General features: G+C 61.5%; 16 protein-coding genes and 1 pseudogene. 7 read left to right on the top strand and 10 right to left on the bottom strand.

The window, feature by feature from the left end; genetic code table 11:
- The coding region (locus F8N96_RS32845; protein ID WP_412071835.1) for a c-type cytochrome at nt 1-204 on the top strand (204 nt) is incomplete at its 5' end.
- 23 nt (nt 205-227) lie between these two features.
- Here F8N96_RS32845 and F8N96_RS32840 read toward each other — a convergent pair.
- The 7 genes from F8N96_RS32840 to F8N96_RS32810 all read right to left on the bottom strand — a co-directional run bounded on the left by F8N96_RS32840 (nt 228) and on the right by F8N96_RS32810 (nt 8921).
- On the bottom strand, nt 228-1001 hold the full coding sequence (locus F8N96_RS32840; RefSeq protein ID WP_150801316.1) for a TSUP family transporter: 774 nt from the start codon (nt 999-1001) through the stop codon (nt 228-230).
- Nucleotides 1002-1105: 104 nt separating this feature from the next.
- The gene (locus tag F8N96_RS32835; RefSeq protein WP_150801315.1) at nt 1106-2176 is read right to left on the bottom strand and encodes a YeiH family protein; all 1071 of its coding nucleotides are present in this window, start codon (nt 2174-2176) and stop codon (nt 1106-1108) included.
- Between the two features lie 243 nt (nt 2177-2419).
- Nucleotides 2420-2719: a DUF6506 family protein gene (locus F8N96_RS32830; protein ID WP_150801314.1), complete on the bottom strand. Its 300-nt coding sequence runs from the start codon at nt 2717-2719 to the stop codon at nt 2420-2422.
- Nucleotides 2720-2746: 27 nt separating this feature from the next.
- Nucleotides 2747-3700 (bottom strand): bifunctional enoyl-CoA hydratase/phosphate acetyltransferase, encoded by a 954-nt coding sequence (locus F8N96_RS32825; protein WP_150801313.1) that lies wholly within the window; start codon nt 3698-3700, stop codon nt 2747-2749.
- Nucleotides 3701-3847: 147 nt separating this feature from the next.
- Entirely contained in the window at nt 3848-5608 is a 1761-nt protein-coding gene (gene xsc, locus F8N96_RS32820; RefSeq protein WP_150801312.1) for a sulfoacetaldehyde acetyltransferase, read from the bottom strand.
- Between the two features lie 233 nt (nt 5609-5841).
- A complete protein-coding gene (locus F8N96_RS32815) occupies nt 5842-7308 on the bottom strand; it encodes a PLP-dependent aminotransferase family protein (RefSeq protein WP_150801311.1) in 1467 nt (488 codons plus the stop codon).
- A gap of 230 nt (nt 7309-7538) precedes the next feature.
- Nucleotides 7539-8921, bottom strand: a complete 1383-nt coding sequence (locus tag F8N96_RS32810) for an aspartate aminotransferase family protein (RefSeq protein ID WP_150801310.1) — start codon at nt 8919-8921, stop codon at nt 7539-7541.
- Between the two features lie 295 nt (nt 8922-9216).
- Here F8N96_RS32810 and thiS point away from each other — a divergent pair, with 295 nt between their 5' ends.
- From thiS to F8N96_RS32795, 3 genes are all read left to right on the top strand, one after another.
- Nucleotides 9217-9420 (top strand): sulfur carrier protein ThiS, encoded by a 204-nt coding sequence (gene thiS, locus F8N96_RS32805; protein WP_150801309.1) that lies wholly within the window; start codon nt 9217-9219, stop codon nt 9418-9420.
- 40 nt (nt 9421-9460) lie between these two features.
- Nucleotides 9461-10261 (top strand): thiazole synthase, encoded by an 801-nt coding sequence (locus tag F8N96_RS32800; protein WP_150801308.1) that lies wholly within the window; start codon nt 9461-9463, stop codon nt 10259-10261.
- Nucleotides 10262-10440: 179 nt separating this feature from the next.
- A complete protein-coding gene (locus F8N96_RS32795) occupies nt 10441-11574 on the top strand; it encodes an aminotransferase class V-fold PLP-dependent enzyme (protein ID WP_150801307.1) in 1134 nt (377 codons plus the stop codon).
- 95 nt (nt 11575-11669) lie between these two features.
- Here F8N96_RS32795 and F8N96_RS32790 read toward each other — a convergent pair whose 3' ends face one another.
- Complete coding sequence (locus F8N96_RS32790; protein WP_150801306.1) at nt 11670-11918, bottom strand: hypothetical protein; 249 nt, start codon at nt 11916-11918, stop codon at nt 11670-11672.
- Between the two features lie 219 nt (nt 11919-12137).
- Here F8N96_RS32790 and F8N96_RS32785 point away from each other — a divergent pair, with 219 nt between their 5' ends.
- Both F8N96_RS32785 and F8N96_RS32780 read left to right on the top strand, forming a co-directional pair.
- Nucleotides 12138-13118: an AAA family ATPase gene (locus F8N96_RS32785; RefSeq protein WP_150801305.1), complete on the top strand. Its 981-nt coding sequence runs from the start codon at nt 12138-12140 to the stop codon at nt 13116-13118.
- 20 nt (nt 13119-13138) lie between these two features.
- The gene (locus F8N96_RS32780; protein ID WP_150801304.1) at nt 13139-14866 is read left to right on the top strand and encodes a cobaltochelatase CobT-related protein; all 1728 of its coding nucleotides are present in this window, start codon (nt 13139-13141) and stop codon (nt 14864-14866) included.
- Between the two features lie 154 nt (nt 14867-15020).
- Here the strand turns inward: F8N96_RS32780 and F8N96_RS32775 are convergent, their stop codons facing one another.
- Both F8N96_RS32775 and F8N96_RS35965 read right to left on the bottom strand, forming a co-directional pair.
- Complete coding sequence (locus F8N96_RS32775; protein ID WP_224794162.1) at nt 15021-16451, bottom strand: amino acid permease; 1431 nt, start codon at nt 16449-16451, stop codon at nt 15021-15023.
- Between the two features lie 340 nt (nt 16452-16791).
- Nucleotides 16792-18605: pseudogene (locus F8N96_RS35965) on the bottom strand (molybdopterin-dependent oxidoreductase).
- Nucleotides 18606-19021: 416 nt separating this feature from the next.
- On the opposite strand from F8N96_RS35965, the gene moaA reads away from it, so the two are divergent.
- Complete coding sequence (gene moaA, locus F8N96_RS32765) at nt 19022-20020, top strand: GTP 3',8-cyclase MoaA (RefSeq protein WP_150801303.1); 999 nt, start codon at nt 19022-19024, stop codon at nt 20018-20020.
- Nucleotides 20021-20085: the final 65 nt, after the last annotated feature.

Genomic DNA, 20085 nt, shown 5'->3' with positions numbered 1-20085 from the left:
CACGCGATCGATCATAAGGTCGTCGGCCCGGCCTATCACGAGGTGGCGGCCAAGTATGCCAATGACCCGCAGGCACTGGCCAAGGTAACGTCCAGCATCCAGCGCGGCAGTACCGGCAAATGGGGGGATGTCCCCATGCCGCCTTTCGCACAGTTAAGCCCGCAAGATCTGCAAACCCTGGCGACGTTCATACTGCACCGGTAAGCCCGGCCCGGGTTAACCAGCATTCATGCCGAGGCTGCTGCCAAAAGCCCCGGCAATGAATCCCAGATCAAGCTGACACCCGCTAGCGCCATCAGTACGAAGACCAGCCAACGCACCGTACGCGACGACAACTTCGGCGGATAACGGCGGATCAGCCAACTGACCAGCACCACCAACGGCAACGCTTCGGCACTCAACCACAACGTGGATAGTTGCACCTGTCCTTGCGCTGCGACCAGGCCAAGGCGCGCCGCTGCGTTGGCGGAAAACACCGTGATCAGGGTATTGCGGATGATTTCGTAACCCAAGGGCTGGCGGTACAGGTGATAAACGATCGGCGGCCCGCCGCTGGAGAACAAGCCGTTGAGCAGTCCGCACAAGCCACCGGCCAGCCAGAACGAAGGCTGCCGGGACAGCTGTGTCTTCGGTTTGTTTTGCACCACAAGCATGAGGCTGGCCGCGACGATCAGTATGCCGAGCAGCAGGCGAAGCCAGGTGAGCTGGCTACCATTCAACGCGCCGAGCCCCCACACGCCCAGGCTCACGCCAAGCAGACTGCTGAGCAACACGGGCATCAGCACCGCGCGGTCCAGCTGCGGTTTCGGCCCGCCCAGGGTACCCATGGCGTTACCCAGGGTGAGGATACTGATCACCACCGCTACCTCGGACAGCGGCACCATGTGCAGGGAAGCGACCAAGCCCATCAGGATCAGGCCGAAGGCAAAGCCGGTGAGGCTTTGGGCTACGGTGGCCAGGGCCACGCAACACAGGAAAATCAGATGCACTTGCAGGCTCATGGCGCCTCTTTTGCTGCTGGTTAAGCCAGCCTGCCGCCACACAGTGATCGTGTCGGCGGCAGTCTGGTGATCGGGCGGGGGCGATGCTCATCAATGACGCGGGCTCATCCCAGCCACTTCACCGCAAACAAAATAATCGTCGCCAGAAATACGGTTTCACTGACTAACAGGGTCGCCGGACGCCAGCCCACTTCCAGCAGCGCCTTCAGTGAAGTCTTCATTCCCAGGGCGGCGATAGCAGTCACCAGGCACCAGCGCGACACATCGCCGGCCAACTCCTGCACCTGCGTCGAAGCTATGCCACTGCTGTTAATGGCGACAAACAGCACAAAGAAGATGATGAACAAGGGCAATGGGAGTGCCGGGCGCGGACCACCATCACCGCGCTTGCGCAGCAGCAACGACAGACTGAAGACGATCGGCACCAGCATGGCCACGCGCAACAGCTTGACCACGGTCGCGGTATCGCCGGTATCCTGCGACATGCTGTAGCCGGCACCGACCACCTGGGCCACATCGTGAATGGTTGCGCCGAGGAATATCCCGGCCTGATGGGCGTCCAGGCCGAGCCATTGGGCGATCGGCGGATAGGCAATCATCGCGATGGTGCTCAGCGCAGTCACACTGATCACCGTGAAGATGATGTTGCGCTCGCTGTCCTTGTCTTGCGGCAGTACCGCGGAGATGGCCAACGCCGCCGAGGCGCCGCAGATGCCCACGCTGCCGCCGCTGAGAATGCCGAAATCCCGTGACTGGCCCAGTAGCCGGGAAAGGACGATGCCGAAGCTGATGGTCAGGAAAACCGCACCGATCACCACCGCCATCAGCGTCCCCCCCAGCGAGAGAATCTGCTCGACGGTGATGCGCATGCCCAGCAGCGCCACGCCACCACGCAGGATGGTGCTGGAGGTGAAACGGATACCTGCGACCGCCCGCCCCTCCTCGGAAAGAAAGCCCAGTGCCATGCCCAGCAACAGGGCCATTAACATCACCGGTGCACCGTAATGTTCGGAAAGGAAAGCGGCACTGGCGGCGACTATCAATGCGGCGACGATACCCGGCAGTAACAGGTTGAATTTCTGCTGACGGCGTATCAACCAGGACGACGATGGCTGAGCCGTGTCCGGCAACTGGCTGTGGACGGGGGGGATTGTGTGGTGCTGTTTTATTGTCATGTGGTCACCTACACCCTTTGGTTATGAATCACTGGGTTTCGATGCTAGAGAAAACTCCGCCCCCTCATTAGGACCACCTCAAGGCGGTCTTAGGGGCCAGCCGACACCTGCGTGTTTGACCTGTAGGAGCCGGCTTGCTGGCGATGGCGGAGTGTCAGGTGAAAGTGATGGTGGATGTGCGGGCCTTATCGCCAGCAAGCCGGCTCCTACGGTGGCGAGGCGCTGGTGCCACGCTGGCCTGGCTCAGTCGGACAGCTGCTGCAGGCGCTGGCGGGTTTCGGGACTGTAGTGCACGGCGGCCACTGGAATCCGATCGTCGATGGCGTTGCGGATCTGCTCGGCTTCGGCCTCGGTGAAGGCGCCGCACAGTTCGATCAATTGCACATGCCGGGTCAACAACTCCTGCGCCACCAGCACCGCTTCCTCGACGCTCGCAACGCCGCACAGGGTCGCGGCGAAGGTGTCGGACTCGAGGCGTCCGTTGTGGGTGAGGAACTGCATGCCTGGCGCCTTGAAGATAAAGCCATAACGTTGCACCGCCATCGTGGTTCTCCTTGGGTCTTGGGTTGCTTAGCCGGCCGCCAGCAAGCGGCTGCGCGACTGCCGACGGTAATCGATAAAAATGGAAGCCAGTGCGCAGGACGCCAGGCGCGCCTCCAACGGGTCGGCGCGCGAGGTGAGAATGATCGGCACCCGCGCGCCCAGCACCAGGCCGGCGGCCGTGGCGCTCATGAAATACACCATCTGTTTGAACAGAAAATTACCGGCTTCCAGGTTCGGCACCAACAGGATATCGGCATGGCCCGCGACCTCGCCGCCAATGCCTTTGATCCGCGCCGCTTCCAGCGACACCGCGTTGTCGAAGGCCAGCGGGCCCTCGACGCGGGCGTCGCCCAGGGCACCGATCGCCGCCAGTTTGGCCAGCTCGGCGGCATCCTGGCTGGACGGCATGCTGCGCGTCACTTCCTCGGTACCGGACAGCACCGCCATGCGCGGCCTTTCATAGCCCAGGGCGTGCATCAGCTCGATGGCGTTGCGGGCGATATGGATCTTGTCGATGATCGTAGGTTGCACATTGATCACCGCATCGGTGATCGACAATGCTTTGTCGCTGCCCGGCAGCGTCATATGAAACACATGACTGAGACGGCTGGCGCCACGCAGTCCGACTTCACGCTTGAGTACTGCACGCAGCAGGGTATCCGTGTGCAGATGCCCCTTCATGAGCGCCTGCGCGTTACCGGCCCCCGCCAGGATGCAGGCGACTTCGGCGCCCTGTGCATCCTCACTGGCGTGCAGCACGCGCAGGTCGTGCAGGTCCCAGTCGAGTTCTTCGGCCAGGGCACGGATCTGCGCCTGATCCCCGACCAGCACCGGCTCGATAAGCCCTTCGTCGCAAGCCTGCTTGGCACTGCTAAGGCTCAGCAGATTGACCGGATTGACCACCGCCGTGACCACGCGCGGCAGGGCCTTGGCCCGATCAAGCAGAAACGCCGGGCATTCCCGTGGAATAGTGCTCAACATGCTTGGATTCCTGTTTGTTCACGGTCGAAGCCGCAACAACGCCCGAAGGCGCCATTGCAGTATTCCCGGTGATCTGTGCGGCGGGTTAAAACCGCCACACAGGCCACCGGCTGCAGGTGTCCGGCGCAAACCGGTCACCTCGGCGACTCAGACGTAGTCTTTGTACTTCTCGAGGAAACGCACTGGCTTGGACAGCGCATCACGGCGGAACGGATCGCCCAGTTCGCGGGTACACATGATCTCGATCACCGTGGTCTTGCCGGCCTTCTGCGCCTCGCAAGCAGCCTTGAGCGCAGGGCCGACGTCTTCCAGACGGTCGACGGTGACGCCTTCGGCCCCCATCGAGCGGGCAATGCCGGCGAAGCTCTGGTTTTCCAGTTCGCCTGCGACGAAGCGACGGTTATAGAAGTCCACCTGGTTCTTCTTCTCCGCGCCCCACTGACGGTTGTGGAACACGATCGAGGTGACCGGAATGTTCTCGCGTACACAGGTCATGATTTCCATCATCGACATGCCCCAGGCGCCGTCACCGGCATAGGAGATGGCGGTGCGGTGCGGTGCGGCGACCTTGGCGCCGATAATGGTCGGCAGCGCGTAGCCGCAGTTGCCAAAGCTCATGGCGGCGAAGAACGAACGCGGCTTCTCGAAGCGCAGGTAGCTGTTGGACACCGAGTTGATATTGCCAATGTCCGTGGAGACCATGGCATCGGCCGGCATGGCTTTCTCCAGTTCACGCAGGACCTGGCGCGGGTGCAGGTAATTGCCGTCCTCACCACTCTGCTCCTTGATCATGTCCAGCGAGTATTCGTCCTTCTCGTGGATCCAGGCGCTCAACTCGGATTCCCAGTCGAATTTTTCCTTGGCGATTTCCTCGGCACGCGCGCCCTTGTTTTCCAGGCACTGCACGTCGAGGTTCTCCAGACGGCCGAGCAGGTTGACCGCCGCCGCCTTGGCGTCGCCGCAGATACCCACAGTGATTTTTTTCACCAGGCCGAGCATTTTCGAGTCGCAGTCGATCTGGATCACCTTCGCCTGCTTCGGCCAGTAATCGAGGCCGTGCTGCGGCAGGGTGCCGAACGGGCCCAGGCGAGTCCCCAGGGCCAGAACCACGTCGGCGCGCGACAGCAGCTTCATGGCGGCCTTGGAGCCCTGGTAGCCAAGCGGGCCGCACCACAGCTGGTGACTGGCCGGGAAGGAGTCATTGTGCAGGTAGCTGTTGACCACCGGGGCGCCGAGATATTCGGCGAGCGCCTGACAGGCGTCGACGGCGTCGCCCATGACCACGCCGCCACCGGAGATGATTACCGGGTTCTTCGCCGCCGCCAGTATCTGTGCAGCTTCGGCCAGGCTCTGCTCGCCACCGGCGCTGCGCTCGATACGGATCGGCGTGGGGATCTCGACGTTGATATCGCCGTAGAAGAAGTCACGCGGAATGTTCAGCTGGGTCGGACCGTTTTCTTGCATCGCCCGATCGAAGCAGCGTCCGGTCAGTTCAGCCATTCGCGCAGGATTAGGCACATGGGCCTGGTACTTGGTGATGGTTTCGAAGAACGGCAGTTGCTGGGCTTCCTGGAAGCCACCGAGGCCCTGGCTCAACGAGCCGGTTTCGGGAGTGATCACCACCACCGGGCTGTGCGCCCAGTAAGCAGCGGCGATGGCGGTGACGAAGTTGGTGATGCCGGGGCCGTTCTGCGCGATGCACACGCCGTGACGACCACTGACCCGCGAGAAGCCGTCGGCCATGTGACCGGCGCCCTGCTCGTGGACCACAGGGATAAAACGGATGCCGGCCGGAGCGAAGATATCCATCGCATCCATGAAGGCCGAACCCATGATGCCAAAGATGTCGGTGACGCCGTTGGCAACCAGTGTTTCAACCATTGCTTCGCTGGGGGTCATGCGTGGCATATCGATAGTCCTCTCGTTGCTTAAGGTAAGGCGGCTGTGTCGCCAATGACTTGGGGCTAGAGTAGGAGTCGGGGGAAATGGCAGATAGGACCAGTTGAAGACCAACTGTTAAGCCAGCTGGGTCCAGATTTTCCAGCAGGCACAGACGACCCGGGCAAGTGCACGACAGGTGTCGCACACGCCAAAAACCCGCGCCATTACTGGCGCGGGGGCAGCGTCTGAAAAAGGGTCTGTCAGCTTATTTTCTGGATGAGCTCGGCAAGCAGCTTGATCCCCGGGCGGATGCGATCGGCAGGAATCGACGAGTACCCCAGACGGAAGTAATTGAGCGGCGGTTGCTCACCGAAGAAGTGAATATCGCCGGGCTCGATCAGGATGCCGTGCTCGGCGGCTTCCTTCTGCAGGCGTCGCGCATCCAGGCTGTCGGGCCCCTTGACCCAGTAGCAGGAGCCGCCGAAGCTCGGCTCCTTGGAGGATTCCGGCAGGTACTCACGCAGGGCCGCGCCCATTTGCTGATGACGCTCCTCGTAAGCCCGCATCAGGCTCATGATCAACGCATCGTGGTAACCGCGTTCGAGGAACAGCGCCACCGAGCGCTGATTGTTCGCCGCCGGATGACGCACCATCAGTCGACGCAGCGCCCGCGCCTCGCGGATCAGGGCTTCGGGCCCCACCAGATAGCCCACCCGCAAGCCGGGCGCCAGGGTCTTTGACAGGCTGCCGACGTAAAGCACCCGATCATGCTTGTCCAGACTCTTGAGCGCCGGGATCGGGCTGCCCTTGAAGTTGGTCTCGCTTTCGTAGTCGTCCTCAATGATCAGAAAATCGTGCTCATTGGCCCGCTCCAACAATTCGTAGCGGCGCTCCAGGGGCATGGTCACGGTGCTCGGGCACTGATGGCTGGGCGTGGTGTAGATAAGATCGCAGCCATTGAGCTCATCGGTCAGCATCAGGCCCTGGCTGTCCACCGCCAGCGGCTGAATTCTCGAGGGGTTGAGCATGGCGATATTGCGGATGTCCATGTAGCCCGGTTCTTCAATGCCCATCAGGCTGTCGGGGCGCAACAACAGACGCGCCAGCATATACAGAGCGTGTTGCGCGCCAACCGTGACCAGGATCTGCTCAGGCGACGCCCAGACACCACGTCGCGGCAACAGGCGTGTCCTGATCTGCTCCATCAGCAAAGGATCGTCGTTATCGAAGCGGTCCGAAGCCCAATCACGGATCGCCGGGATGCTGACCGCGTCGCGGCAGCATTCACGCCAGTTGGCGGTCGGAAACAGGGCCGGGTCGAACTGCCCGTAGATAAACGGGTATTTATAATTCTGCCAATCCCGTGGCTTGCACATGTTGCGTTGCTGCGAAGGTTGCATCACGAGCCGTTGCGACCAGTCCAGCCGGGTGGTGGCGGACTCACCCTGGGCCGCACGCGGCGTCTCGACCTTGTGCGCCAAAATAGCCGGATTGACGTAGTAGCCGCTGCGCTCACGGGCCAAGAGGTAGCCATCGTCGAGCAGGTGTTCGTAGGCCAGAACCACGGTATTGCGCGCAATGTTCAGCTGTTTGGCCAGCTTGCGACTGGAGGGTAACGGGCTATCGAGCGGAATATTGCCGTTGAGAATCACCTGGGCTATCTGCTCGCGCAGTTGCTGTTGCAGGTTGGTGGATTTTTCGGCGGACAAATGGAACAACTGGAACATGGCGGCCTCGACTGAACGAACGACAAGCGCTGGCACCTCACCCTACCCGGCCAGTCGCTTCAAAATGCTCTTGCCGGCACAGCGCTGACGCGGCGATTGCCAGGCAGACTAGCAATAACACCTCGGCAAGACTATCCAGCACTCGACCTGTACGCTGCAGACACATAAACCGGCCCCCCTTCCAAGGGGCCGGTTAGCCTATGCGGATCGCATTTCAGCGGCGGCAAGCGTCAGGGCGCAAGGCGGCCAAAGGCGCGGTCCAGGGCGTCGATGATCACATCCAGTTCCTTTTGTGTGGCGATCAACGCCGGGCTGAAGCACAGCGTATTGTTGAACTGCTCGAAGCTGCGGTTGGTACGCCCGATCATCACCCCTTGGCGCATGCAGTCAGCGGCGATGGCAATCGGCACGCTCTCTGGCACCGGCTCTTTCGTTTTGCGGTCCTTGACCAGTTCCAGACCACAGAACAGGCCCTTGCCGCGCACATCACCAATGATCGGATACTTGTCCTGCAGCTCACGCAGGCGACCCATGAAGTACTCGCCCATATGGGTGACGTTCTCCAGCAAGCCTTCGTCCTCGATAATCCGCATATTCTCCAGCGCCGCCGCCGGGCCTGCGGTGCAGCCGCCGAAGGTGCTGATGTCACGGAAGTAGCCCATCCGGTCATCGGCCTCCCCCTTGAACGCTTCGAACACTTCCTCGGTGGTCACTGTGCAGGAGATGGCCGCGTAACCGCTGGCCACACCCTTGGCCATGGTGACGATGTCCGGCTTGATGCCGTAGTGCTGATAGCCAAACCACTTGCCGGTACGGCCCAGGCCGCAGACCACTTCGTCAATGTGCAGCAGGATGTCGTACTTCTTGCAGATCGCCTGAATGGTCTCCCAGTAACCCTCCGGCGGCGTGATGACGCCCCCGCCGGCGGTGATGGGTTCGAGCACCACGGCACCCACGGTGTCCGGCCCTTCGGCAAGGATGACTCGCTCCATCAGCATGGCGGCGCGCACGCCATAGTCGGCGATTTCACCGAACTGCGAGCGGTATTCGCAGCAGTGTGGAAACTCGACGAAACCCGGGGTGAAGGGACCGTACTGGTTCTTGCGCTCGAACTGGCCGGTTGAACTCAGTGCAGTAATGGTCGTGCCGTGGTAGTCACGCTCGCGGAACAGAATCTTGTGCTTTTTCCCACCGTACTTCTTGTGCGCGATCTGCCGCACGATCTTGTAGGCCTTCTCATTGGCCTCGGAACCGGAGTTGGAGTAGTACACGCGGCTCAGGCCAGGCATCTTCTCGATCAGCTTCCTGGCGAACAACGCGCCAGGGATGCTGCCTGCGGAGCCGGCGAAAAAATTCATCTCCACCAACTGATCGCGCACGGCGTCGGCAATGCTCTCGCGGCCATAACCGACGTTGACGGTCCATACACCGCCAGACACCGCATCCAGGTACTCGTTGCCCTTGATGTCCCAGACCTGCATGCCCTTGCCTTTGACGATCATCAGCGGATCGTTCTGCTCCAGCGGTTTGTGCTGGGACAGGTGGTGCCAGACGTGAGCGCGGTCACTGGCCAACGCCTCGACTGCATCGTACTCGTGAGCTGTTGTTTTCATGCTTACCTCTCGACTGGTGCATTTTTATTGTTGGTCACCGGGCAGGAGACAAGCTCCAGGCGCCGACATACGAAGGAGCAGTACTCGGCATCAACGCAGCACTGCCCGATCCACCCCTGAAGACGAAATTAAGAACAAGCAGCGCGCGCCGTTAGAACCAGTTATTGCCCACGCGTGATGCCAGCCGTCAATCACCGCACTGGACCAGCGCCGCAGTCGCGACTGGCTCTTTCAAGCGCTGCGCCAGTCCCCTCACCCTGCGAGCACGATAGCCGTCACCTGCAGGAGAACCTGAATGATTGAAGTGGAGATCAACGGGGTCGCCCGGTTGCTGCCGGCGGGCATCAGTCTGGCGCAACTGCTCATCACGCTTGAGTTGCAAGAACGGCGCCTGGCCATTGAATACAACCTCGACGTGGTGCCGCGCAGCGAGTACGCCGAGCTGCGCCTGCAACAAGGCGACCGCCTGGAAATCGTGCACGCCATCGGCGGCGGTTGATCGCCGCGGGCATCGCCATATCCCCCCACCCGGAGCCTCTATGACAATCACGAACACACCACCCCCCGACCCGCTCATCATTGCGGGCCAGGCCTACGCATCACGCCTGCTGGTCGGCACTGGACACTACGCCGACCTGACCGAGACTGGCGCGGCAGTCGAGGCCAGCTCGGCGCAGATCGTTACGTTTGCAGTGCGCCGCAGCAACCTCGGCCAGGATGCCGATCAGCCCAATCTGCTTGAGACGATCACGCCGCAGCGCTACACCCTGCTGCCCAATACCGCAGGCTGCTACACGGCCAGGGATGCGGTGCGCACCTGCTTGCTGGCACGCGAACTGCTGGACGGCCACAACCTGGTCAAACTGGAAGTGCTCGGTGACAGCCAGACCCTCTACCCCGACATCGGTGAAACCCTGATTGCCGCCCAGCAATTGGTCGATCTGGGCTTCAAGGTGATGGTCTACACCAGCGACGACCCGCTGGTGGCCCGACGCCTGGAGGCACTTGGCTGCGTGGCGGTGATGCCCTTGGGCGCGCCGATCGGTTCCGGTCTGGGCATCCGTAATCCCTACAACATCCGCCTGATCGTGGAAAACGCCAAAGTCCCGGTGATCGTCGACGCCGGTGTCGGCACCGCGTCCGATGCCGCCATCGCCATGGAGCTGGGCTGCGACGGGGTGCTGATGAACACCGCTATTGCCCGCGCCCGCGAGCCGATCCGCATGGCCTCGGCGATGCGCAAAGCGGTCGAGGCCGGCCGCGAAGCCTACCTCGCGGGGCGCATGCCGCGCCGGCTCGGCGGGGACGCCTCCTCGCCGTTGAGCGGCCTGTTCCTGTAAAGGGCGGCGCCGGCCTGATGGACCCCAAAGGGAGCGTGCCGCGCGCCCTCCCCCGCATGGACGCCACGCAGACCGGGCCCTTCTAACGGATACATCAATTTGATCCCGGGCCACCTTGTCATTTGCCGAGGCTTAAGGCAGGGTCGATAACATTGACACTTCTGCCACAGGAGTCACCTATGTCAAAGCTATATCCCAGTATCGATCCCGAGGGACTGGTCGAGTACTCGGTGGTCTACACCGACCGCTCGCTCAACCACATGTCGCAGGCGTTCCAAGGGGTGATGAACAACATTTCCAGCACCCTGAAACAGGTCTACAACGCCCAGGCCGTTGCGGTGGTCCCCGGCAGCGGCACCTTCGGCATGGAAGCGGTGGCGCGGCAGTTTGCCGGCGGCCAGCAATGCCTGGTGATTCGCAACGGCTGGTTCAGTTATCGCTGGAGCCAGATCCTCGAGATGGGCAACATCCCGGCGGCCACCACGGTACTCAAAGCCCGTCCGGTCGAGCCCGGCCGCCAAGCCGCCTATGCACCACCGCCCCTCGACGAAGTGCTGGCAGCCATTGAGGCGCAGAAGCCGCAGATCGTGTTCGCACCCCACGTTGAAACCTCATCGGGGATCATCCTGCCCGATGATTACCTGCGCGCCGTCGGCGACGCCGTGCACGCGGTGGGTGGCCTGTTCGTGCTGGACTGCATCGCCTCGGGCGCGCTGTGGGTCGATATGCACAAGTGCGCTATCGACCTGCTGATCAGTGCGCCGCAGAAAGGCTGGAGCGCGTCCCCTTGCTGCGCCCTGGTGATGTTCAGTCCCTTGGCCCTGGAGCGCATCGAGCAGACGCAGAGCAGCAGCTTCGCCTGCGACCTGAAAAAATGGCTGCAGATCATGCAGGCCTATGAACAGGGCGGGCATGCCTACCACGCGACCATGCCCAGCGATGCGCTGGCGCGTTTCAGCGAAATAATGCAAGAGACCCAAGCCTATGGGTTCGACAAGGTTCGCGACGAACAGCAGGCGCTGGGCGACCGGGTTCGCGCGCTGTTGACCGCCAAGGGTATCAAGAGCGTGGCCGCATCCGGTTTTGAGGCCCCTGGCGTCGTAGTCAGTTATACCGACGATGCCGAGATCAAGAGCGGTAAAAAATTTGCCGCGCAGGGACTGCAGATCGCCGCCGGCGTGCCGTTGCAATGCGACGAGCCGGCCGACTTCCAGACCTTTCGCATCGGCCTGTTCGGACTCGAAAAGCTGCACAATATCGAGCGCACGGTGAGCACACTCGAACAGGCGCTGAACGAGGTATTGCGCAACTGAGCCCAAGCAGCACACATCGAACTTGTGGCGAGGGAGCAAGCTCCCTCGCCACAGAATTTGGCAGCTCCTGAAAGGAGCCCGGCACTGAGTGCGTCTCAGGCACTGACCTTATCGCCCTGCTGCTGCATCAGGCTGGCCAACCTGCGGCCAAACAGCTGAGCCAATGCCTCAGGGTCGCCAGCGGCTTCGTCCAACGCCTCGACCACTGCTTGCAGGGTCGGCCGGGTCTTGGCCAACAATTCGTCGATGTAAAATTGCGCCGTGATCTGCGTATGCGCCTCGTAACGGCGAAAGAGTGCAAGGAGCTGCGGGTCCAGCTTGATCGTCAGGGTATCGGCGGACATCTGATTGACCTCTCAAGGGTGTTCGGCGGTAATCGCCACGCGTTTTGCCAGCGCGATCATCCTTAGCCGCCACCGCCCTGGACCATAGGGCCAGTTTTCGCCCGAATGTGGCGCCAGCCACCACGACTGGCCGTATCGGGTGCCGGTAACTGGCCCCTCCCCAACACGGGCCACCTCCCTAGAATCAAGACTTCCTTTCCGGCCCTAAAGGCGATATTCATGACCGACCTGAACTTCGAACCTGCCAGCCGCCTGGTCCCTGTCCGGGAGTTGTTCGGTATCGACTCCAGCATGCGCGTCCCGGTGTACCTCACCCCGGACGAACATGTGCCGGAGATCGACGCGGCTTATCGCTTCAACCTGGAAGTCACCCTGGCGATTCTCGCGGGCTTTACCCGCAATCGCCGGGTGATGCTGCAAGGCCTGCACGGCAGCGGCAAGTCGACCCATATCGAACAGGTCGCTGCGCGGCTCAACTGGCCTTGCACACGCGTCAACCTGGACGGTCATATCAGCCGCCTGGACCTGATCGGCAAGGACGGCATCGTCCTGCGCGAGGGTAAGCAGGTCACCGAATTCCAGGAAGGCATCTTGCCCTGGGCACTGCGCCGGCCCATGGCGCTGATCTTCGACGAATACGACGCTGGCCGTCCGGACGTCATGTTCGTGATTCAGCGCATCCTCGAACGCGACGGCAAGCTCAACCTGCTCGACCAGAATCTAGTGATCCATCCGCACCCCTCGTTCCGCCTGTTCGCCACCGCCAACACCGTGGGCCTGGGCAACCTGAACGGGCTTTACAACGGCACCCAGGTGCTCAATCAGGCGCAGCTGGACCGCTGGAACATCGTCGCCACCCTGAACTACCTGCCCCAGGCCGAAGAAGTCGCGATAGTCGCCGCGCGGGTGCCACACCTGCTCGCCCGCCACGGCGAACGGTTGCTGTCGCAGATGGTGGCGGTGGCCGACCTGACTCGCCAAGGCTTCGCCAGCGGCGACCTGTCGACCCTGATGTCGCCACGCTGCGTGATCTCCTGGGCGGAAAACATGGAGATTTTCAGCGACCCGGCGCTGGCCTTCCGCCTGTCGTTCCTCAACAAATGCGACGAAGCCGAGCGGCCAATCGTCGCCGAATACTACCAACGCTGTTTCGACGAGGAGCTGGCCGAATCGGCGTTCCCCCTGCTGGCACTTGCTTGAACCCGTAAAGGAAGACCCCCATGACCCCACCGCCTCGCCGCGAGAAACGCCAGCAACAACTCGAGGAACTCTGCGCAGCGACACTGCGGGCACTGTCCGGTGAACGGTGCGTACGCTACCGCGGCGGCCGCCTGGAGGTGCAGGAACGGCACTTCCCGGTGCGCGCCCCGCACCTGCACCCAGACCCCGAGCACGATGAGAGCCTGGCCTGGCGCGGGGTGGCGGATAGCCTGGCGCTGCGTTTGAAACACAGTGATCAGGCGCTGGTCCTCCAGGTGCTCCCGGCGCAGCCGATCGCGCGCCTGGTGTTCGAACTGCTCGAGCAACTGCGCGTCGAGTCGTTGGTGGCCGACTGTCATCCCGGCGTGCGGCGCAATCTGCTGCAGCGTTTCGAGCAGTGGAGCCAGCAGTTTCTCGACGCTGGACAAGCCGAGGGACACGTCGGCCTGCTGCTCCTCACCCTGGCGCAGATGAGCTGGATGCTGCTGTGTGGCGGTCGCGCCGGGGAACAGACGGAGATGCTCATCGAAGCGCCACGCCTGAGCCTGCTCGGCCATTTCGGCGCGGCCTTCGGGCTGATGCGCCGCTGTCGCCATGACCAGGTGGCGTTTACCGGGCATGCCCTGCTGATTGCCGCCAAGGCACAGGAGCTGATCGAGCACCTTGATGCCGAACTGCTCGGTAACGACGAGCGCAAGGTCTCGGAAATTGCCGAAAAGACTCATCTGGCCTTTGCCCTGTTACTGGACGTGGATCAGGATGGCGAGGGTGACGTCAACGGCAGCGGTGATGCCCAAGGTCATCCACGAGGCAGCAACAACGCCTTTACTTATCAGGTATTCAGCCGCGACTACGATTGCGAGCGTAACGCCACCAGCCTGGTACGGCCCGAGTTGTTGCGCGAACTGCGCCAGCGCCTGGACCGTCGCCTGGCCGGCCAGGGCCTTAATCTGCCCCGCCTGGCCAAGCGCCTGGGTGCCCTTTTGGCGGCGCCCCGCCGAGATGGCTGGGCCTTCGCCCAGACCGACGGACAAATCGATGCCGGCCGCCTCAGTCGACTGATCATCAGCCCCGAGCAACGCGAGATTTTTCGCCACGAGCACGAGCGTCCGCACAGTGATTGCCTGGTCAGTCTGCTGATCGACAACTCCGGCTCCATGCGCAACCACATCGAGAGCGTCGCCTTGCTGGCTGACGCCTTCAGTCGTGCCCTGGAACTGGCTGGCGCGCGCAGTGAAATCCTCGGTTTCACGACCGGCCAATGGAATGGCGGGCGCCCTTTGAAGCGCTGGCGCGCCATGGGCCAGCCAGCCAATCCGGGAAGACTCAACGAGCTTAGCCATGTGGTCTACAAGGATGCCGAAACGTCCTGGCGCCGCGCCCGGCCGAACATTGCCGCGCTGCTCAAGTCCGATCTGTTTCGCGAGGGAATCGACGGCGAGGCGCTCCTCTGGGCGCGTCAGCGGCTGCTGCAGCGCGACGCACGACGGCGCATCCTGATCATCATCTCCGACGGCTGCCCGATGGACAGCGCCACCCACCAGACCAACCGGCAGGACATCCTCGACCTGCACCTCAAGCAGGTGACACGACAGATCGAACAGGAGGGCAGCATCGAGTTGTACGCCCTCGGCGTCGGTCTGGACCTGAGCCCCTACTATCGCCAGAGCCTGGAGCTTGATGTGTCGCGCAGCCTGGACAATGCCGTATTCAACGAAATCCTGCGCCTGCTCAACGGCCGCCACTGACCCCCGATGATGCCTCCCCCGCGGGGGGAGGCGGTGCGGTCCTGCTAATCCTCAACGTTGATGTACTGCACTGCTCGCAGTTGGCTGGCGCCCGGCGACAATAAAAAAAGTCGCCAAACGGCGACTTTTCTTGAAACCTGACGAGTCACAACAGCTAGCTGTTCGCCGGTACGACTTCCGGCAGGCCCTTGATCCGCCGCCAGATGCTGCGACTGATGAACGCCAACAGCAGAATCGCCAGGCTGGCGACGCCCAATGCCAGCGGCATGCGTTGCTCGGGTATGAAGGCCATGCCGGTCACGATGCCGAGCATGCCAAAGATGGCAACGTAGGTCAGGTAGGGATAGCACCACATCCGAACCTTGAGTTTCTCCGGCGCCTCGCGTTCCAGCTTCGCGCGCAAGCGCAGCTGAGACAGGGCGATCAGCACATAGACGAAGATCGCCACGGTGCCATAAGAGTTGACCAGGAAGGCGAAGATGGTGTCCGGCGATATGTACGACATGATCACCGACAGATAGCCGAACAGCGTGCCGAAAAAGATCGCCCGGCGCGGTACGCCGCTCGGGGACAGCTTGGCCAGGCTGCGCGGTGCGTCGCCGCGTTTGGTCAGTGCGAACAGCATGCGCGAGGACGCATAGATGCCCGAATTGAGACAGGACAGCACGGCCGTCAGCACGATGGCGTTCATCACGTGCGCGGCCCAGTCGAAGCCCATGGCTGCCAGAGCGCTGGAATAGGGCGTGAGCATGGCGGGCGAGTCCCAGGGAACCAGGGTGACCACCAGCAGGATCGAGCCGACATAGAAGAACAGAACGCGGGTGATCACCGAATTGGTGGCCCGCGCGACCGAGCGTACCGGATCGGCAGATTCGGCGGCGGCCACGGTGACGATCTCCGCACCGAAATAGAATCCGGTCGCGGCCACCGCGCCGGTCAGCACCGGGCCGATGCCGTTGGGCATGAAGCCGCCGTGACTGAGCATCGAACTCAGCCCATGGTGGGTCTCGGTCGGCCACATGCCTAACAGATACAGCCCGCCCAGCAGCAGAAAAACCAGGATCGCCGCGACCTTGATCGAGGAGAACCAGAACTCGAACTCGCCGAAGGAGGCGACCGAGCACAAGTTAGTGAAGGTCAGAATGATCATCAGCGTCAGGCTGATGCCCCAGGCCGGTACGTCCGGCAACCAGAACTGAATCAGCGAGGCGCCGGCCACGGCCTCAACCGCGACGACGATCACCCAGAAATACCAGTACATCCAGCCGGTAAGGAAACCAGCCAGTTGGCTCGACTGCGGATGATCGGCCCAGGCCATGCGTGCATATTCATAGAAGGACCCGACGGTCGGTATGGCGCAGGCCATTTCGCCGAGCATACGCATGATCAGAATGACCAATACGCCGGTGACCAGAAAGGAAATCAGGGCGGCGGGCCCCGCAGACTGGATGACCACACCGCTGCCGACGAACAGGCCGGCGCCGATGACACCACCGAGGGCGATCATGGCCATGTGACGTTGCTTGAGTCCCGATTGCAGGCCTCCGGTGGAGCTCTCCGATCGGGTTTGTTGAGGTACGGACATGCTGCTCACCCCATTCGTTATTGTTTTAGGTTGAAAGGCAGTTCAGAAGCAGTCGGTCATCGATCCTTCATGGGGAGCGAATCTGGCTGCCTTCGCAGTGTCTTCCCGGAGTGCAGAACTTTTTAGGACCAATTGCGGCGCGCTGCTGGAGCCACGTTGGGACATTGGGCATTGCACCTTCATTGGTAACCGTGATCGCACATGCGCCGTGAAGAACGTTCGGCGCTGGTGAGCAGGCCGGCGAATTCAAGACCTGGCTGGAGCAGGTGTCGCCGATAGCGCCAGCCCCCCGCCCGCTACCGTCGCGGGCGCAACCAACCTTCGGGCCGCCAATTCCGGCTCAAGCGCCGACTGACTGAATCAGCTGGCTGGCGGGTGCCGGTTCAAGGCGAATCGCGATGAACTTCGAGGTCGGCGTGTAGGTGCGGTCGCCATAACTTTCCAGCGGCACCAACGGGTTGGTTTCCGGGTAATACGCGGCGGCCTGACCCGCGGGGATGTCGTAGGCGATCAAGGTAAAGCCGCTCACCCGGCGCTCACGACCGTCACCCCACAGGGAGACCATGTCGACCTTTTGTCCCGGCTGGTAACCCAGTTTGCGAATGTCCTGCTCGTTGATGAACACCACATCGCGCATGCCGTAGACGCCTCGATAACGGTCATCGAGCCCATACAACGTGGTGTTGTATTGATCGTGGGAGCGCATGGTTTGCAGGATCAGATCCGGCTTCACGTCCAGGTTGCGCACGCCTTCGCTGACCAGGTGTGCCGGCAAGACGCTGGGGGCAAACTGCGCCTTGCCCGTGGTGGTTTTCCAGATACGGTCGGCGGCGTTGTTGCCCAGGTGAAAACCACCGGGGTGCAGCAACTTTTGATTGAAGTCCTTGAAGCCGGGAATGGTGTCGGCAATCAGGTCACGGATGCGACTGTAATCGGCAACGGTCCAGAGCCAGTCAATCGGGTGTTTGCCCAAGGTTGCGTTGGCGATCCCGGCGATGATTGCCGGTTCCGAACGCATCAGCGGGGACTTTGGTTTCAGTTGGCCGTGGGAAATGTGCACCATGCTGAAGGTGTCTTCCACCGTGACACCCTGCGGACCTCCCTCTTGCATGTCGATGTCGGTGCGCCCCAGGCACGGCAAAATCAGGGCCTCACGACCGGTGACCAGGTGGCTGCGATTGAGCTTGGTAGCGATGTGAACGGTCAGGTCGCAGTTGCGCAGGGCGCCATGGGTGCGCGGGCTGTCGGGTGTCGCTTGGGCGAAGTTGCCGCCCAGGCCGATGAACACTTTCGAGCGCCCCTCTTCCATCGCCGCAATCGCCATCACAGTGTTGTGGCCGTGGCGCCGCGATACCTTGAAATCAAAGCGCGCTTCCAGGGCGTCAATCAACTCCGGCGGGGCGAGTTCGTTGATGCCCATGGTGCGGTCGCCCTGGCGCCGCGCTTCACCGCTTCGCGCAGCGGCTCGAGCATCCGCGGGTGGTTGGTGCCAGGGTTCTGGCCAATGACAAAAATGGCGTCGGCTTCTTCCAGGTCATCGAACGTTACCGTGCCTTTGCCCACGCCGACGCTGTCGGCCATCCCCAGGCCGCTCGCTTCGTGGCACATGTTCGAGCAGTCGGGGAAGTTGTTGGTACCGTAGGCCCGCACGAACAGCTGATAAAGGTAAGCCGCTTCGTTGCTGGCCCGGCCCGACGTGTAAAACTCGGCCTGATCAGGCGAAGTCAACCCGTTCAGATGCTTGGCGATCAAGGCAAAGGCATCGTCCCAGCTGGTTTCGACATAACGATCAACCGAGGCGTCATAACGCATCGGGTGGGTCAGGCGCCCTTGGTATTCGAGCCAATAGTCACTTTGCGCCGCCAGCGACGACACCGTGTATTTGTTGAAGAACGCAGGGTTGACCAAACGCCCGGTGGCTTCCCAGTTGACCGCTTTGGCACCGTTCTCGCAGAACTTGACCATGCCACTTTCCGGCGACTCGCCCCAGGCACAGCCCGGGCAGTCGAAGCCACCATTCTGGTTGGTCTTGAGCATCGTTCGAATGTTCTTCAACGCGTTTTCACTGCCCAGCCAGTTCCTGGTCACCGCAATCAGCGCGCCCCAGCCAGCGGCTGCCCCTTTATAGGGTTTATAACGTTCAACTTCGCTCATGGTTCTTCTCCAAGACTTCGCACGCAGGCGGCGGCCTGACTTAAAGTCATTGTTAATGGCTGTTTTCATGCACTGATAAAACGCGACTTCATTAATGTCAGCGACAACTCAATTAGTGCCGACCCGATTCAGGTCTCAAATGGGTGGATTACGAATCAAGCCTATTGTGCGCCTGACATATCTGTCCAATCACAAATAGTGACTACCCCATCGAAACAATCTATCAAGGAATAAATCGTTAGAAATCAGATAAATATAGATATAGGACACCCACTAAACAAACCGGTTTATTCCTGATAGACCCCATCGATCAGCCGGTTGTTAATACTGATTGGACGATAACTGAAAACAACTTTAGCCTAGGCTCAATAAGGCCCTTATATAACAGGCGCCCTCGACCGCTGCTGGAGGTTGTGATGACCGATCGAATACTGATGGACAGTTTTTCTCGCCGGGTCGACTACCTCAGAATGTCAGTCACCGATCGCTGCGATTTCCGTTGTGTCTATTGCATGGCCGAGGACATGGAGTTCCTGCCGCGACAACGGATTTTGACCCTGGAAGAGCTCTATCAATTGGCTGAAAGCTTTGTGGCGCTGGGCACTCGAAAAATCCGCCTGACCGGTGGCGAACCGTTGATTCGCCCCGGCGTAACAGACCTGTGCAATCGCATTGCGGCGCTGCCGGGTTTACGCGAGTTGTGCATGACCACCAATGGCTCACAGCTCGGCAAACTGGCGGCACCGCTGTTCGACGCGGGGCTCAAGCGCCTGAACATCAGCCTCGACAGCCTCGACGCCGATCGCTTCCGTGAACTGACGCGCACTGGTGATCTGGCGCAAGTCATCGCCGGTATCGACGCCGCGAATGCGGCAGGTTTTCAACACACCAAACTCAACTGCGTGGTCATGAAAGGACGCAACGATCACGAGATCAACGATCTTGTGGCCTTCGCCATCGATCGTGGGCTCGACATTTCTTTCATCGAAGAGATGCCACTGGGCGTTATCAGCGAGCACAGCCGCGCCGAAGCCTTCTATTCCAGTGCACAAGTGCGCGAGCGGATTGCCGAACGCTACACCCTCATCGACTCTGCGGAATCGACCCAAGGCCCTTCCCGTTACTGGCGCCTGGCCGAGGCGCCGCATATACGCCTGGGGTTCATCTCGCCCCACAGTCACAACTTCTGCGCGACGTGCAATCGCGTTCGGCTGACCGTGGAAGGCCGGCTCCTGCTGTGCCTGGGCAATGAGCATTGCGTCGACTTGAAGGAAGTGCTTCGCCGCTACCCGGGCGAGCCGCAGCGCCTGGAGAAGGCGATTATCGAGGCGATGAAAATCAAGCCGTACCGGCACAATTTCGAGCTCAATGACAACGTGCAAATTGTCCGTTTCATGAACATGACGGGCGGATAGCCCGTGTCCCGCAGGCTTGCACCGACTTGAGGTGGGGGACGAAATTGCACGGCCTGTGGCGCGCA

The sequence above is a fragment of the Pseudomonas fluorescens genome, from assembly GCF_902497855.1.
Taxonomy (GTDB): domain Bacteria; phylum Pseudomonadota; class Gammaproteobacteria; order Pseudomonadales; family Pseudomonadaceae; genus Aquipseudomonas; species Aquipseudomonas fluorescens_BI.
The sequence above is the reverse complement of the archived record's forward strand: the minus strand, read 5'-3'. Positions and strand labels throughout refer to the sequence as shown.